15 protein-coding genes and 1 other annotated feature (1 of these 16 cut by a window edge) are annotated in these 16,244 nt (G+C 56.9%); of the genes, 5 read left to right on the top strand and 10 right to left on the bottom strand.

The window, feature by feature from the left end:
* Nucleotides 1-162 precede the first annotated feature (162 nt).
* Together ACB035_RS11005 and ACB035_RS11000 are read right to left on the bottom strand one after the other, a co-directional pair.
* Nucleotides 163-1,020, bottom strand: a complete 858-nt coding sequence (locus ACB035_RS11005) for an aldose 1-epimerase (protein ID WP_371167286.1) — start codon at nt 1,018-1,020, stop codon at nt 163-165.
* Nucleotides 1,017-1,367, bottom strand: a complete 351-nt coding sequence (locus ACB035_RS11000; RefSeq protein ID WP_371167285.1) for an MFS transporter — start codon at nt 1,365-1,367, stop codon at nt 1,017-1,019. Before ACB035_RS11000 ends, ACB035_RS11005 begins: the two co-directional genes overlap by 4 nt.
* A 326-nt stretch (nt 1,368-1,693) precedes the next feature.
* Here ACB035_RS11000 and rimO point away from each other — a divergent pair, with 326 nt between their 5' ends.
* A complete protein-coding gene (rimO, locus tag ACB035_RS10995; RefSeq protein WP_371167284.1) occupies nt 1,694-3,121 on the top strand; it encodes a 30S ribosomal protein S12 methylthiotransferase RimO in 1,428 nt (475 codons plus the stop codon).
* A gap of 80 nt (nt 3,122-3,201) precedes the next feature.
* On the opposite strand, the gene ACB035_RS10990 is transcribed toward rimO, so the two are convergent.
* A complete protein-coding gene (locus ACB035_RS10990) occupies nt 3,202-3,783 on the bottom strand; it encodes a DUF1349 domain-containing protein (protein ID WP_371167283.1) in 582 nt (193 codons plus the stop codon).
* Between the two features lie 38 nt (nt 3,784-3,821).
* Nucleotides 3,822-4,160, bottom strand: a complete 339-nt coding sequence (locus tag ACB035_RS10985; RefSeq protein ID WP_371167282.1) for a YcgJ family protein — start codon at nt 4,158-4,160, stop codon at nt 3,822-3,824.
* A 210-nt stretch (nt 4,161-4,370) separates the two neighbouring features.
* On the opposite strand from ACB035_RS10985, the gene ACB035_RS10980 reads away from it, so the two are divergent.
* Nucleotides 4,371-5,048 (top strand): Crp/Fnr family transcriptional regulator, encoded by a 678-nt coding sequence (locus ACB035_RS10980; RefSeq protein WP_201948472.1) that lies wholly within the window; start codon nt 4,371-4,373, stop codon nt 5,046-5,048.
* Between the two features lie 97 nt (nt 5,049-5,145).
* On the opposite strand, the gene tsgA is transcribed toward ACB035_RS10980, so the two are convergent.
* The 3 genes from tsgA to ACB035_RS10965 all read right to left on the bottom strand — a co-directional run bounded on the left by tsgA (nt 5,146) and on the right by ACB035_RS10965 (nt 7,739).
* Nucleotides 5,146-6,309 (bottom strand): MFS transporter TsgA, encoded by a 1,164-nt coding sequence (gene tsgA, locus ACB035_RS10975; protein WP_371167281.1) that lies wholly within the window; start codon nt 6,307-6,309, stop codon nt 5,146-5,148.
* Nucleotides 6,310-6,362: 53 nt separating this feature from the next.
* On the bottom strand, nt 6,363-7,064 hold the full coding sequence (deoD, locus tag ACB035_RS10970; protein ID WP_005303072.1) for a purine-nucleoside phosphorylase: 702 nt from the start codon (nt 7,062-7,064) through the stop codon (nt 6,363-6,365).
* Nucleotides 7,065-7,361: 297 nt separating this feature from the next.
* On the bottom strand, nt 7,362-7,739 hold the full coding sequence (locus ACB035_RS10965) for a hypothetical protein (protein WP_162632637.1): 378 nt from the start codon (nt 7,737-7,739) through the stop codon (nt 7,362-7,364).
* 598 nt (nt 7,740-8,337) lie between these two features.
* On the opposite strand from ACB035_RS10965, the gene ACB035_RS10960 reads away from it, so the two are divergent.
* From ACB035_RS10960 to ACB035_RS10950, 3 genes are all read left to right on the top strand, one after another.
* Nucleotides 8,338-8,853, top strand: coding sequence for a transposase (locus tag ACB035_RS10960; RefSeq protein ID WP_371167280.1), 516 nt, complete (start codon nt 8,338-8,340; stop codon nt 8,851-8,853).
* 242 nt (nt 8,854-9,095) lie between these two features.
* Complete coding sequence (locus ACB035_RS10955; protein WP_371167279.1) at nt 9,096-10,424, top strand: AAA family ATPase; 1,329 nt, start codon at nt 9,096-9,098, stop codon at nt 10,422-10,424.
* Nucleotides 10,421-11,314, top strand: a complete 894-nt coding sequence (locus tag ACB035_RS10950) for a DUF4435 domain-containing protein (protein ID WP_371167278.1) — start codon at nt 10,421-10,423, stop codon at nt 11,312-11,314. Before ACB035_RS10955 ends, ACB035_RS10950 begins: the two co-directional genes overlap by 4 nt.
* 144 nt (nt 11,315-11,458) lie before the next feature.
* Here ACB035_RS10950 and thrC read toward each other — a convergent pair whose 3' ends face one another.
* From thrC to thrA, 3 genes are read right to left on the bottom strand one after another with little or no spacing between them, the layout of a single operon-like run.
* Nucleotides 11,459-12,733, bottom strand: coding sequence for a threonine synthase (gene thrC / locus ACB035_RS10945; RefSeq protein ID WP_371167277.1), 1,275 nt, complete (start codon nt 12,731-12,733; stop codon nt 11,459-11,461).
* On the bottom strand, nt 12,730-13,725 hold the full coding sequence (gene thrB / locus ACB035_RS10940) for a homoserine kinase (RefSeq protein ID WP_371167276.1): 996 nt from the start codon (nt 13,723-13,725) through the stop codon (nt 12,730-12,732). Before thrB ends, thrC begins: the two co-directional genes overlap by 4 nt.
* A 2-nt stretch (nt 13,726-13,727) precedes the next feature.
* Complete coding sequence (thrA, locus tag ACB035_RS10935) at nt 13,728-16,187, bottom strand: bifunctional aspartate kinase/homoserine dehydrogenase I (RefSeq protein ID WP_371167275.1); 2,460 nt, start codon at nt 16,185-16,187, stop codon at nt 13,728-13,730.
* Between the two features lie 48 nt (nt 16,188-16,235).
* Nucleotides 16,236-16,244 (bottom strand) — a sequence feature (Thr leader region); it runs 124 nt beyond the window's last position.

Below are 16,244 nucleotides of genomic sequence, written 5' to 3'. Positions count from 1 at the left end.
GGAAGTCGAGAGCTTGAGCGATACGCATAAAAAATCCGAAACCAATCAACAGGTTTCGGATTTTCACACAACAGAAGGATCGGTCAATGGATCCTTAACTGATCGGCATTACACCCGACGGGTGGCTCATTGCGTTCACCAATACCACAAGCCAGATCATTATCAGCCCCCGGACGCCACTGTAAGGGTCATCCCGATACTCATGCGGTCACCTCTGGCGAGTAGCCGCAAACCGGGGTGACCGGCCAGGTGGTGGGCATTGGCGGCGTGACTCTGGGGCTCCAGACAGACGAAGCCACTCCCCTCATCGGGCTGATAGAGCATCAGGAAGGCACACTCGCTTGAAACCAGCAGCCGCTGCTGGCGGGCAGGATGGTCAATCTCGGCCTGACCGCGCCAGCCGCCGTAACAGTGGTTGAGCCATCCTTGCGGGCGAGCCCACTGGCGAAAATCGAGATGGGGCGCCAGCCTGCTCGACCAGTCGATCGGCAGATGATCTGCTCCCTCTTGCCAGACGCCGCTCGCCAGAAAACGGATGCGGGTCTGCTCGTCGCGCCAGAAGAAGGGGTGAAAACCCGCACCGTAGAGACAGGGGATCTCCCCAAGATGGGTCAGGCTGATCCGCGCCACCAGGCTCGCCCCCTGCAGCCGATAGTCGATCTCCGCCAGATAGTGAAAGGGGCCATTCTGGCTGGTGAGCTGCAGGGTCACCGAGCTGTCGGTCAACGCCACCGGTTGCCATCGCTGTAGCCAGCCATCCCCATGCAAAAAGAAATCGGGATCGAGCTCGCTCGCGGGCAATGCACAGGCCTCTCCCCACAACTCAAAACGGTTGCCTGCGACCCGGTTGGCCAGCGGCAACATGGGAAACAGCGCGCTCTGGCCGGGATGCCAGGGCTGTGCCGGGTCCGTGTCGCGCAGCAACGGGCGCCCTTTGTCATCCTCCAGCCCCAGCAGGCAAGCCCCTTGTGCAGAGACCCGCATCCGAAGATGCAGGTTGCCGAATGTGTAAACCGTCATGCCGAGGCGCTCGCCTTGGTCGGCGTCAGTTCGACCTTGCCCTGGGCCAGTTGGGCTTCCAGTGCCTCCAGCGTCACCCCTTTGGTCTCGGGCACCTTGCGATAGATAAAGATGAGACCGGCAAAACAGATAAGGCCATAGAGCAGGAAGCTGCCCGCAGCCCCCAACCCGGCATTGAGCAGCGGAAAGGTGTAGGTCAGCACGAAGCAGGCGATCCAGAGCGCCAGCGTACCGGCCGACATCGCCAATCCGCGCACCCGGTTCGGGAAGATCTCCGAGAGCAACACCCAGGTGACCGGCGCCAGGGTCAAGGCATAGATGGCGATGGCCGCTAATACCAGCAGCAAAAGCCGAGACTCGACCTAACCAAGTGTCCGGATTTAGTTGACCACTACATTTTGTAAAAAACCCACTTTGTAGTTGGAGGATAGACTCATTTGTTTATGGTTGACGCGTATAATGCAGGCCAGAACAAGGCAACATTGTGGTGAGTTTTCAGTCTGGCTCATCAGGCACTCGCCTACCTCTCCCCAACTCCCCCCGTAAAAATATTAGAAATACCCATGAGTCTCTGGAAAAGTAGATTAAAAAACACCCAACCATGTTCTTCCTCTTTCCTGCTCATCAGGTATAATCCGCCATCTTTTTTTGCATCAGTGACCAGCGACCCCCTATGACTGTCAACCGTTTTGACCCCAGCTCAGACAGCCTGACGCCTGCAACCACGCAGGCTCAGCCATCGGACAACCAACCTGCCCAACAAGCGACTTCCAGCATTATTAGGTCTCACCACCCAAGGATTGGTTTTGTGAGCTTGGGTTGCCCCAAAAACCTGGTCGATTCCGAGCGCATCCTGACCCAGCTGCGTACCGAAGGGTACGATGTGGTGCCCAGCTATGACGATGCCGAGCTGGTCGTCGTCAACACCTGCGGCTTTATCGACAGCGCGGTGCAAGAGTCGCTGGAAGCGATCGGCGAAGCGCTGGCCGAGAACGGCAAGGTGATCGTCACCGGCTGCCTTGGCGCCAAAGAGAACCAGATCCGCGAGATCCACCCCAAGGTGCTCGAGATCACCGGCCCCCACGCCTATGAAGAGGTGCTGGGTCACGTCCACAAATATGTGGAGAAGCCGCAGCACAACCCCTTCACCAGTCTGGTACCGGCCCACGGCGTCAAGCTGACCCCGCGCCACTACGCCTATCTGAAGATTTCCGAGGGGTGCAACCACCGCTGCACCTTCTGCATCATCCCCTCCATGCGCGGGGATCTGGTGAGCCGCCCCATCGGCGACGTGCTGGCAGAAGCCAAGCGCCTGAAAGAGGCGGGTGTGAAGGAGCTGCTGGTGATCTCCCAGGACACCTCCGCCTACGGCGTCGATGTGAAACACCGCACCGGTTTCTACGACGGCATGCCGGTCAAGACCAGCATGGTCGCCCTGTGCGAAGAGCTGGCCAAGCTCGATATCTGGGTGCGACTGCACTACGTCTACCCCTACCCGCACGTAGATGACGTCATCCCGCTGATGCGCGATGGCAAGGTACTGCCCTACCTCGATATTCCGTTGCAGCACGCCAGCCCGCGCATCCTCAAACTGATGAAGCGCCCGGGTACCGTCGAGCGCACCCTGGAGCGGATCCAGAAGTGGCGCGAGATCTGCCCGCAGATCACCCTGCGCTCCACCTTTATCGTCGGCTTCCCGGGCGAGACCGAGGAAGATTTCCAGATGCTGCTGGACTTTATCGACAAGGCGGAGCTGGATCGCGTCGGCTGCTTCAAATACAGCCCGGTCGAAGGGGCGCTGGCCAACGAGCTGCCGGATCCGGTACCGGAAGAGATTCAGGAAGAGCGCTTCCAGCGCTTTATGGAGCTGCAACAGCAGGTCTCCATCCGTAAGCTGGCCCGCAAAGTGGGTCAGGAGATGACCGTTATCATCGACGAGGTGGACGAAGAGGGCGCCACTGGCCGCTCCTTTGCCGATGCGCCGGAGATCGATGGTCTGGTCTACCTCAACGGCGAAACCGGCCTCAAGCCGGGAGACATGGTCAAGGTGCGGATCGACGAATCCGACGAATATGACCTGTGGGCCAGCCTGATCAGCTAATTGAGGCTCTACCAGCCAAATGAAAAAAGCGCCTGCGGGCGCTTTTTTATTGGCTCAATGTCGCAGGCAAAACCGCTGGCCTAGCTCAGGTCATGCAGCGCCTTGCCAAGGGGCGGCGTGAGGCGCAAGTCAGAGAAGCGCACCGCCAGCCCCTGCCGCTCCGGGGTGCAGCACATCACCCCGATAAAGCAGCGCTCGCTTGGCGGGAACGGGGCGAGGCGCAGCAGCGGCCACACCTTGCCATCGGTGGAGTATTGCAAACGCAGGCAATCGGCCAGCCGGGTCAGCCGCAGCCAGAAGCGGCGCGGATTGCCAGTGAAAATACCGGTGGCCCAGTCAGAGCGCGGATTGGTCAGCACGCTGCCGAGCATCGGCTGGGCATCGTTGTACTCGATCCCCGCTTTCAGCCAGTGCTCGTCGTCTTGCAGCAGCATCAGCCCCGCCTGATCGTAGAGGGTGGTGAACTCCCCCTCGACGCAGACCTGAAAGGTAAACTCCCCCGCCACCTCGCAGCCATAAAGATGCCCGCTGTGGCGCTCGAAGCCATACCAGGTACTGCGCCAAAAATCGGTCTGCTGGTCCGTGACTACCTGCAAACCATCGTCTGTCTGGTGCCACTCGGCCGGTTCATTGAGCCAGCGCCACTGCGTCCCTTCCATCATCTCGTTCAACTCCTGTTGTCTTGCCACCAGCGACCCGCCTACTTGCCCTGCTTGAAGAGGATGGCGGTGAAGTGGCTCTCTTTGGTGCGCGGGAAGTAGCGATCCTTGTAGCACTGCTGCTCACGGCTCTCGCAATGCACCCCGTTGCTCAGGGTGTAGCTGCCAGGGTCGGCACCCTGCAGGTTCTTCTGCAAACGGCTGGCCGCCTGCTCCCCGAGATGGGCGCGGGTCAGGGCGATAGAGATCCCCTGCGGGTCGGCGCAATAGCCGCCCTTCTTGTCGCACACCACCTTGGCGGCGGGAGAGAAAACGGTCGGAGCCGCGTGAACGCCCCCGATTAGCAGCAGCGCCACCAGCGCAGCCGAGCGTTTGAACATAGTGTTACCTTGATAAACCTTGCAAATCAGGGCGTTAATTTATCACTCCGCCACCGTGATGGCGAATTGTCGGCCTACCCTGAATCCGCTTGCCACGCCAAGCCCACATAGAGGCTTGGCGCCAGGCGGGCCGCCACCGCTGCGGGGCTGGCTTATCGGGGGGCGAACATGTGTAATAGCCGCCTGTACAAGTCAGTCAAAGAGTCCGCCATGCAACTCAAACCCCTTCTCAAGGGGCGCTTTCAGCCCCACTGGCAGGCCAGCCACGATCTTATCGAACAGGTGGTCATCTCCTGCGTCACGGAGCGGCGCCTGATCCCCGAGGGGGAACCCCTGATGCGTCAGGGGGAGCTATTGCGGGATCTGGTGCTGGTGCCGGGCGGGCGCATCGCCATGGGCCACACCGCCATGAATGGTCGCCGCTTTCAGCTCGGCACCCTTGAGTGCGACAACCAGCTGTTTGGCGAGATGGAGTTCTTCACCGGCTACCGCTGCCAGCTCGACATCATCGCCGAGGAGCCGCTGGAAGTGGCCCGCATCGATGGCGAGCAGCTGGAACAGGCGCTGGTCGCCCACCCCAAGGTGGCGCTCTTCTTTGCCACCGCCATTGCCATCGACTATCAGGACACGGTGGATATCTTCACCTGCCGCATGCTCTACCCCATCAGCTACAACATCGCCCTCGACCTCTATCACAGCCACTGCCACGACAACCCGGTGAGCGGCTTTCGCAAGGGATATCAGGAGGCGGAACGCTTCGGCACCACGGACAGGGTCTACCGGCGGGCGGTGAAAGATCTGATGGACAAGGGACTGGTGGAGCGCGGCGAGGAGGGGTTGCAGATCCGCGATCTGGCGGGGCTCAAGGCCTTTCTGGAGCAGCCATAAATCGCGGGTATCAGTCGCCGCCTGAACAGCAACAAGCGGAACAGCAACAAAAAAGAGGGGCGGTCGATACCGCCCCTCTTGCTGTTTACTCTCCCGCTCAGGCCAGACAAGGCTGGGGCCGGGCCATGCGCAGCGACGCCACCAGCATGGCGAGGATCACGCCGTAGATAAGCGGGATGGCGTACATCACCGCCTGCAGGCCGATCACCTGCTCGAACAGGGCGCTGATGGCCGGGCTGAACATGGCCCCCGCGCTGCCGCTGATGAGGATATAGGAGACGTTCTTGCTCGACGCCTGACGCACAAACGACACCCCGTAGGCGATAAAGGCGTTGTAGAGCGCCGCGCAAACAAAGCCGTAACCGTAGGTGAGGTAAGGCAGCTGGCTCAGGTTGTCAGTGGTGACGATAAGCGCCGTCATCCCCATCGCCAGCGTGATGATCACCAAGAGGAAGGTGCGGATCGCAACGCGGGTCACGATAGCGGTCGAGACCAGCGCGCCGAGCAGGGCCGCCGTCCAGTACTGGGTGATGATATTGCCCGCCTCCTCGAAGGGGATGCCGAACTTGTTCTTCACGAACATGGGCGCCCAGGTGAGGAAGGTGTAGAGCGCCAGCATGCCGAGAAAGAGCCCAAGCCCGCCGCTGATGATGCCGAGGTTCCACTCCGAGTGCTCGTTGCCAGCGCTCTCGCCGCCCGCCTCGCAGCTGCGGAAGTTGGTCAGCACCGCCACCAGCATGGTCGCCAGCGCCACCACACCCACCGCCAGATAGCTCCAGCTCCACGCCATGGCGTGAGTCAGGGTGTAGGTAGTGATAAGCGGGAAGACCACCCCAGCCACGTTGAAGGTGGCATCCTGCACCACCAGCATGGTGCTCTGCATTCGCGCCTGCCAGATGCTCACCACCAGCGTCCCCGCAATGCAGAGCCCCACCCCGCCGCACAGGCCGATCACCGTCATGGCCGTCATCACCACATAGAGCGAGCCGGTCAGATGGAGCGAGGCCGCCGCCAGCGCGATCAGGCCATAGCAGAGCAGCGTCATCCGCTTGAGGCCCACCTTCTCGATGAGGAAGAAGGCGGCAATGGTGCCCGCCAGTGCCCCGCCGTTGAGCAGGGAGAAGATGGAGGCCACCTGATTGACGTCGGCGCCGAACTTGGCGGCGATGGGGTCAATCAGCATGCCGAACTGGGTCGCAAAACCGGCCATCACGAAGTTGGCCAAGAAGCTGATGGCAGTGAGGGAGAGCTTATTGTTCATATTGGATCTCTCTTGGGGTCAGGGTGCGTGCAGGGTTGGGCGGGCCGCGGCGCTTACAGCGCGGTGTGCAACGCCAGCTCGATCATCTGGTTGAAGGAGAGTTGCCGCTCTTCGGCAGTAGTCTCTTCACCAGTCAGACAGTGGTCGGAGACGGTCAGGATGGCGAGCGCCTCGATCCCCTGCTGATGGGCCAGCCCGTAGAGACCGGCCACCTCCATGTCGATGCCGAGCACGCCGAACTTCTCCAGCGCCGGAATGAGGTTTTCGTCCGGATCGTAATAGAGGTCGCCGGTGAAGATATTGCCCACCTTGACCGGAATCGCCTTCTCCTGCGCCTTGGTAAAGGCCTTGTGCAGCAGAGCGAAGTCGGCCGAGGTGGCCATCTGGTAACCGGCGCTGCGCTTGGCGTTGGTCGGGGAGTCGGTGCCCGCCGCCTGCGCCAGAATGACGTCACGCATCTGCACGTGGCGCTGGGTCGCCCCCAGACTGCCGATGCGGATGATCCGCTTGACCCCGAAGTCGTTCACCAGCTCGTGGGCGTAGAGCACCATGGAGGGGATCCCCATGCCGTGGCCCATCACCGAGATGCGCTGGCCGTTGTAGTAGCCGGTGTAGCCCAGCATATTGCGCACATTGGTCACCTCGCGCGCATCGGTCAGAAAGGTCTCGGCGATATAGCGGGCCCGCAGCGGGTCCCCCGGCATGATGACGGTCTCGGCGAAATCGCCCGGGTTGGCATTGATATGAGCGGTCATTATTGTTGTGCTCCAGTTTGACTCGTGTGGATGAGGGCATCCTAGCCCCCGCCCCCTCGCCCCTTGCAGGACAAAAGTCCTGTTGCCCCGATCGAGATCCCAGTTCCGGCAACTTCTCAAGAGCCGCCCCCACGAGCCCCCTTGGCCGCCGCTTGTCTGCCCCCGCACACCCCACCCCAACCCAGCCCTGCCCCTGCGGCAAGCGAGCCGTCACTCGCCCAGCGATAACGCCCCTGCACCCCAAAAAGCGCGGGGGGCCTGATGGCCCCCCGCAAACACACCGGATGAGAAAATGCCTTACTTGGCAGCGCTATCCTTCACGCACTTCTGGACAAAGCTGTTCTTGGCCGCGCCAGCCAGCTTCTTGTCGGCCGCCGCCTTCTCGCACTTGGCCGCCGGATCCACTGCCGCGCCCGTCTTCACGCACTTCTGGATAAAGCTGTTCTTGGCCGCTCCGGCCAGTTTCTTGTCGGCGGCCACCTTCTCGCACTCACCGCTCGCGGCGCCAGCGGCATCTTTCACGCACTTGCCGACAAAGCTGGTCTTGGCGGCGCCATTAAGCTTTTTGGCCGCGGCCTGCGCCTCGCACTGCAACTGGGCTGTGTCGTTGGCAAAGACCGGATTGGCCAGCAGCACGCTGCCGCAGAGCAGGCCGAACAGGATGGTACGCTTCATGGGAGATCTCCTCTCTATCTGGTGATGTGTTTGCATGGTCATATTTGCATGACGATGTGTTGCAAATGGCTGTGATTGCAACAGCTGATTGTTGCCGCAGATCCCCCGCCTCGCCAGCTTGGGAGACGGCGCAGAGGGCAACCATCGCCCGCACTATAGCGCCGATTGGCAGAGCTGGATTGCCCCCAGCCAGCCCTCCTCAGCGGCAAACCCGCGACCCTATTCCAACCCACACCTGCCAACCCCAATAGCATCAAGGGTCATGGGAATCCTGCCTCCGCCCACACCCTTTTATTGAGCCAGCGCAAAAAATCAGTCATTACTGACACTTACGTCACTTTTTGACTGGTGAGCACAGATTCGATTGGCTTAACATAGCCATCCGGTGCCTATTCATCAGTGATGGGTTGCTGCCCTCGCTGGTTAATGGAGCATATTGGAAGCTGTAATCCACGGGCGGTAGCGTGGGTTTTGCACAGTGATTTATGCATTGCGTAGGTTGGCGCTGAGCGCAGCGAAGCCCAACACGCGTGCCCTCGGTCAGTTGGTGCCCATTCGGTGCAATCGAACAGACTGGATATTTCCGGAAAGGAGAACCATGCGCTATCGCCGAGCAACAACCAGTGGGGCATGTTGGTTCTTCACCGTCAACCTGGCTGACCGAAAACAGGGTCTGCTGGTACGTCATATCGACCTGCTGCGCGAAGTGCTCCGCCACGTCAAACAGCAACACCCCTTCGAGATCATTGCCATGGTGGTGATGCCAGATCATCTCCATGCCATCTGGCAACTACCACCAGATGACCGTGACTATCCCATGCGCTGGTCTCTGATCAAGGCAGGCTTTTCAAGGGGCATTGCCAAAACAGAGCGGATACGGGAGAGCCGACTCAGAAAACGGGAACGCGGTATCTGGCAACGCCGTTATTGGGAGCATCTGATCCGGGATGACAAGGATCTGCAAGCCCATGTCGATTACATCCATTTCAATCCGGTCAAACATGGTTATTGTGCCAAACCTGTCGATTGGCCTTACTCGTCAATTCATCGCCATATCGCCGCAGGATGGATAACGCCAGATTGGGCCATTGATAGTGACTCGGGTCGGGAATAATCGGCTCGGAATGTGTTGTAGGTTGGCGCTGAGCGCAGCGAAGCCCAACAAACGGGATAGATTACTTTCCAAACAAGATGAATTTTGACCATATAAAATCAAAAACCTAATCTAGCTTTCTCGGTAAACGTTGGGCTTCACTTCGTTCAGCACCAACCTACGATATTTAGCCCAACAAACGTAATATCCAAAATGTTGGGCCAATATACGACTTTAAAAAACCTAAAATTATGAGATAGATAATGCAAATAAAAAGATTTATTGCGACTGATGTACATGATTATTTAAACTTTGATGCAGTCTTTAGACCTGACGTTAACTTTATCGCAGGTTTAAACGGAACAGGTAAAACAACTGCATTAATAATCATTATGTCCCTGCTGACACCAGACATTAAAAAATTAATGGCCATAAAATTTTCCACCGCACGATTACTAGTCGAAAACGATAAAAAAATATACGACATTCAGTGTGAGAAAACCAAAGGAGAAATTATTTTATCATGTTTGGTGAATGGTAAAAACGTAGGAACTTATAGGCGGAAAAATCTCGAATCAATCGATAAAGAATATCACATGTCTAGCTGGCTTGATCATTTCTCAGAGAACGATGCCCAAGAGGTCATTGAAACCATACAATCTCTGTCACCTCCTATATTTTTAAGCCTTGACCGACGGTTTATTAAAACAACAAGAGAAAGCAAAGTTTCTATGTCTGCCTTATTTGAAGGAAGGCAGAAAAAAGTAGATGCTGAACAGGATAGTTTAGATGAAGCCATCTCAATTATATCCAAAGCAGTCGCAAGAGCACAAATGAGACAGTCAGCTGTTGATGACTCACTTCGCAATGACATTCTCAAAAATGCATTAAAGCCATATTTAAATGACAGAGAAGCCTTTAAAATACCTAATGCAGAACAGATAAATACTCTCAGAGAAAAGCACAACGCAATAATAAGCACATTAAAGCAACTCAAAATACCTAGCGAAGATTTTGAAACTTTTTACACAAGTTTCTTTGAAAGAATTGTCTCATTATCAACAAATAAAGATGGTTCTATAAATATAGACACAGATGATAAAGAGCATATACAGATATTTTCAGAATGGGTCATTAATCAAGCCCAGCTACGGAAAATCAATGAAATATTCACTTTGATAGAAAGACATAATCGTACTAGGGAAAAAATATATGGCGACTTAAACAGATTTAAAAATCTAATAAACTGTTTTTTAAAAGAAACGAACAAAGAAATAATACTTGGCTACAATGAGCAACCCAAAATAATGATAAACAAACAAAAAAGAGAAATAGACATATTATCATCTGGGGAGTCTCAAATATTAATTATGCTAGCACATCTCGTTCTTAATAAAGGCTTGCCAAGAAATGGGGTTTTTATAGTAGATGAACCTGAGCTATCTCTTCACATATCTTGGCAAGACATGTTTGTCGAATCAGTTCAAGCAGCCAACCCAGACCTACAGATAATTCTTGCTACACACTCCCCTGCAATCATTGGGGGGCGCAACGAAATGTATATCCCCTTAAATGGAGGCTCTTCTCAATGAGATATGGGCTCCCTCAATGGTCATCGGCAGCTCTAAATAGTATTGGACTCCATTATCGCCCCTTACAAGACATTGAAATTTATGTAGAGGATAGTGCCTCTGAAGCTTTATATACAAAATTAATATCCAAAGTCTTAGAGTCAGGAATAAAAATTAAAAAAATAATTCCATTAAATGGTAGAGATAAGGTAGTAACAAGATGTAGAGAGTACAGTGATAAATTCCCAGCCATATTTGTTATTGATGGCGATTTCACAATAGCCTTTGGTGATGACGATCATCAGATGCCGCGGTTATTTCGGCATCACTTATACTGTATGGAGAACTATCTTTTTTGCGAAAAGGCTAGTATTGAATTACTACAAGATGCATCCGGCAGATTATCACCTGAAGATGCAAAAGAAATTTTAGAGTGGGATGGCTTTACAAAAAAAATCACGCCATCATTAACTGAGCTGTTTAAGTTTTTTGCTATCTCTTGGAAAGTTAGCCCTGAAGATGCAACCATTTCAATTGGATATTACAACCTTTGCGAGAAAATAAGCAATAAGTATGGCCATGAGTTATGCGAAGAGAAAATAAATAAAACAATTGCTGATATAAAATCAAAAGTTATTGAAATCATGGGTGAGGATGAGTTTCAAAAAACCTATGATTTAGTTTCTGAGAATATATCTAAGTTACGGATGCCATTAGATGCAGTTTCAGGAAAAGACTACTTATTAAAAGCGCTACGTGATCATCTGGCCAGAAAAGGAGCCAACTATCCTATGGATGATGGATTTAAATTTAAGCTTGCTCGATATTGTGATCATCAGCCACTTTTTGAGTTAAAAGAAGCCATTGAAAAGACAGTTAAAGAAGGCATCTATACTTATGCCTCACAATAGCTAAACTTGGAGCAGTAAATTATTTACAATCAATGCAATGGCTACAAATATAACTTGAACTTTCAAAAGTTGACAAAAATGTAGAAATAAAAATCCCCCATTACTGGGGGATTTTTTTTCTATCGATTATCTCAGCTAAGCGGCTTAGCCCACCAAAAACGCCCTTAACCGGGCAAACTCCGCTGGCAAATTAACAGAGAGCAGCGGCAGTTCGGCGTGCTTGGCCAACGGGCCGGGCAGCGGTACATCGAGATGCAGGATCTCGTCCACCGACTCCTTGAACTTGGCGGGATGGGCGGTGCAGAGGAACACCCCCACTTCATCCTCGGCCAGCTGTTCCCCCAGCAGATCCCAGGCAATGGCGCCGTGGGGTTCGCAGAGGTAATCCAGCTGGTGCAGGCGTTTCAGCGCATCACGGGTCTGGGCGTCGTTACGCATGCCGGAACCCAGAGTTTCCAGTGCCCAGCCTTTGCGACGGCACAGCTCCTCTACCCGCGGCCAGTTGTTGGGGCGGCTCACATCCATGGCGTTCGACAGGGTTGCCACTGTCTGGTGCGGCTCCCACTGACCGGTTTTCAGGTAGCGCGGCACGGTGTCGTTGGCGTTGGTGGCGGCGATAAAGCGCTTCACCGGCAGCCCCAGCGCCTTGGCGATCAGGCCCGCGGTGAGGTTGCCGAAGTTGCCGGACGGCACGCTGATGACCGCCTTGGCACGATCGGCTTTCGGCAGCTGGGCTACCGCTTCGAAGTAGTAGCAAACCTGCGCCAGCAGACGGCTGATATTGATGGAGTTGGCGGAGTTGAGACCAATGGCCTTTTTCAGCGCCTCGTCGTCAAAGGCCTGTTTTACCAGCGCCTGACAGGCATCGAAGTCGCCATCGATGGCGATGGTGCGGATATTGCCGCCGAGGGTGCAGAAGAGCTTCTCCTGCAAGGGGCTGATCTTGCCCTTGGGATAGAGGATCACCACTTCAATCCCCTCTAGCCCGTAGAAGGCGTGGGCCACGGCGGCGCCGGTGTCGCCGGAGGTGGCGGTGAGGATGGTGATCTTGTCATTTGTTCTGAACGCCGCGAGACACTGGGCCATAAAGCGGCCACCGAAGTCCTTGAACGCCAGGGTCGGGCCGTGGAACAGCTCAAGGGCATAAGTGTTGTCTTTCAATTTCACCAGCGGCGCCGGGAAGGTGAAGGCGGCGTTGACAAGCTCGCTCACCTTGGCGGCGGGCACTTCGTCCCCCAGCAGGTGGCTCAGGATGCGGGCAGAGCGCTCGGCCAGCGGCAGATCGAGCAGGGCATCCACATCGGCGAGCGGTTCGAGTTGTTCGGGGAAGAAGAGCCCCTGTTCGCGACCCAAGCCCTGACGCACCGCCTGCGCGAAGCTCACCTGTTCGCTGTTGTCCTTGATGTTGTAGAGATTCATAGCTCGCTTCCTGTTACCCGTACCCCGGCCATGTCCAGTTTGCAGACCCGGGCAAATCCATCTTCGTTCTGCACAAAATGTGCTTCCATCCAATCCTTCATCCGCTCGGCCTGCGCCAGATCCTTCATCACCACAAACACGGTGGGGCCGGAGCCGGAGATGCCGGTAGCAAGCGCCCCGTTCTGGGCCGCCTGCGCCCGCACCTCGGCAAAGCCTTCGATCAGCGCCGCGCGGTAGGGCTCGGCAATCACGTCTTTCAGTACGCTCGCCGCCAATCCCTCCTGTCCGGTGTAGCTGGCGTGGACAAAGGCAGCCAGGCGGCGGCCATAGGTGAGGCAATCCTGACGGCGATATTGGGCCGGCAAAATGGCGCGGGCGGCAGCGGTCGAAACCACGGTACCCGGGTAGCAGACCACCCAGTACCACTGATCGAACACCGGAATGCCCTGACTGATAACGCCATGCTCTTCCAGCACCAGCTGCATGCCGCCGAGATAACAGGGGGCGACGTTGTCGTAGTGAACGGAGCCGGAGATCTTGCCTTCCATCTCCCCCATCAGCAGCAGCATGTCGTGTTCATTGAGCGGCGCACCGTGGAAGGCGTTGAGCCCCTCAAGGGCCGCCACCACGCTACAGGCGCTGGAACCCAGACCCGAGCCGACCGGCAGGTTCTTCTCCAGCACCATTTCGAGCGGCTTGAGTTTAAGGCCGCGCTTCTCCAGCGCCTCGCCATAGGCGACCCAGCAGTCATGGAGGATATTCTTTTTCGGATCGTCCGGCAGCTTGTGGGCGTAGCGGCCCACGGATGAGAGGGCAAAAGGCACGTCAGCCGCTTTTACCTGCACCCGATCGCCCAAGAGGGAGCCATCCACGGGGGCGAGCGCCGCCCCCAGTACATCGAATCCCACACTCAGGTTGGCGCTGGAAGCGGGTGCGTAGGCAACGACACTGCCGCCTTCCGTCATATAAGAGGGGTACATGTCTGAACTCATGCTTATAGCTCCTGCTTCCAGTTCTGGGTGCGCAGCACGTCGGCAAAGACGCCCGCCGCAGTCACTTCGGTACCGGCACCGTAGCCGCGCAGCACCAGCGGGATCGGCTGGTAGTAGGTGGAGAAGAAGGCGAGCGCGTTCTCCCCGTCTTTGACCTTGAACAGCGGCTCGTCACCACCGACCGCCTTGATGGCGACCTTGCACTTGCCACCCTCGATGGAACCCACATAGCGCAGCACCTTGCCTTCACGCTGGGCCGCGGCGAACTGGTCACGGAACCAGCCATCGGCCTCCGGCAGACGGGCCATAAAGGCTTCCACATCGCCGCTGGCATCAAAGCCCGGCGGCAGTGCCTGCTCGACTTCCACATCGGAGAGCTCCAGCGCCATGCCCGCCTCGCGAGCCAGAATGAGCAGCTTGCGCGCCACATCCATGCCGTTGAGATCGTCGCGAGGATCCGGCTCGGTAAAGCCGTTGCTGCGGGCGATTTGGGTCGCCTCGGAGAAGGCCATCCCTTCATCCAGCTTGCCGAAGATAAAGGAGAGGGAACCGGACAGAATGCCGTCGAAGGCGCGCAGCTTGTCACCGGCCTTGATGAGGTTTTGCAGGTTCTCGATAACCGGCAAGCCAGCGCCCACGTTGGTTTCATAGAGGAACTTGCGGCGAGTCTGGCGGGCGGTGCGGCGCAGCGCCTTGTAGTAATCGAGCGAACCGGTGTTGGCCTTCTTGTTCGGAGTGACCACATGGAAACCGGCGGCCAGGAAGTCGGCATACTGGACGGCAACTGCCTCGGAGGAGGTGCAGTCAACGATCACCGGGTTGATGATATGGCTATCTTCCACCAGCTTTTTCACCCCTTCCAGCGAGAAGCTGTCGCGGGCTTCCGCCAGCTGTTCGCGCCAGTTGGCGAGGTTCAGGCCATCCTTGTTGACCGCCATCTGGCGGCTGTTGGCGATGCCGACCACGCGAAGGCCAGTGCCCTGCTCGGCCAGTACCGGTTGCTGGCGGGCGATCTGATCCACCAGCGCGGCACCGACGCCGCCGACCCCGACCACAAAGAGATCGATAAACTGCTGGCTGCCAAAGAAGTTCTGGTGGCACGCCTTGATGGCTTCCGCCACCTTGCGATCCCGTACCACCGCCGAGATGGAGCGCTCGCTCGACCCCTGCGCGATGGCGACGATGTTGATGGAGGCTTGCGCCAGCGAGGTGAAGAAGCGGGCCGCCATCCCCTTGCTGGTGCGCATGCCGTCACCGATCAGGGAGATGATCGCCAGATCGCTGATGATATCCAGCGGCTCCAGCAGCTGGTTTTTGAATTCGAGCTCGAACTCGCGCTCCAGCACCTTGCGGGTCTTGTCGCTGTCGTAGCTGTGGATACAGAAGCTGACGCTGTACTCGGAAGAGGACTGGGTGATCAGCACGATACTGACCCCGGCGCGGGAGACGGCAGAGAAGATGCGACCGGCCATGCCGACCATCCCCTTCATGCCGGGGCCGGAGACGTTGAACATGCACATGCCGGAAAGATCCGAGATGGCCTTCACTTTCAGGTCATCGTCGCCGCTCTCGGGGCCGATCAGGGTGCCCGGCCCTTGCGGGTTGAAGCTGTTCTTGATGAGGCAGGGAATATGGAACTGGGCCACCGGCGCGATGGTTTTCGGGTGCAGCACCTTGGCGCCGAAGTAGGAGAGCTCCATCGCCTCCTTGTAGGAGAGGGTTTTCAGCAAGTAGGCATCCGGCACCAGACGGGGGTCGCAGCTGTAACAGCCTTCGACGTCAGTCCAGATCTCGCAGCACTCGGCATCGACGCAGGCAGCCAGCACGGCTGCGGAGTAGTCGGAGCCGTTACGACCCAGCAGCACGGTCTCGCCCTTGTCGCTGCCACCGGTAAAGCCCGGCATCAGGTAAAGACAGTCGCTACGCAGCCCCTTGGCGGCAAAGCGCAGGCGGGAGGCTTCGATATCGACGTGGGCTTCCAGATAGCCGCCGTCGGTGACCAGCAGCTCTTCCGGTACGATCAGCTCCAGATCCAGACCGCGCACACGCAGCAGTTCGTGCATAAAGGCGATGGAGAGGTTCTCGCCACGGCTCAGGATGCGCGCCTGCACGTTGTCCGGGCAGAGGCCCAGCAGACGGATGCCCTGCATCAGCCGCTCCACCTGATCCAGTTCGCTGGTGAGACGGGCCAACAGCGCCTTGTCATCGAGCGCCGGATAGGCCGCCTTCAACCCGGCCAGCAGGCGGGAGAAGATGCCGTTGACTTCAAACAGGGTGGAACTGGCATCCATGCCGCGACTGGTCTGCTCCACCAGCGCCACCAGATGATTGGTCACCTTGGCAGGTGCAGAGAGCACCAGGGCTACCTGAGATTGGCCGTGGGTGTTGACCGCGATATCGGCCACCCGTAAAAAACGCTCTGCATCGGCCAGTGAAGACCCGCCAAATTTCAACACTCTCATCGCTTTCTCTCCCTGTAAATCTATGAAATTCAATCTAAAAACCAATCCAACAAAAAG

The sequence above is a fragment of the Aeromonas sp. S12(2024) genome (assembly GCF_041402305.1).
Lineage (GTDB): Bacteria > Pseudomonadota > Gammaproteobacteria > Enterobacterales > Aeromonadaceae > Aeromonas > Aeromonas veronii.
This window is presented reverse-complemented; position numbering and strand designations above follow the sequence as displayed.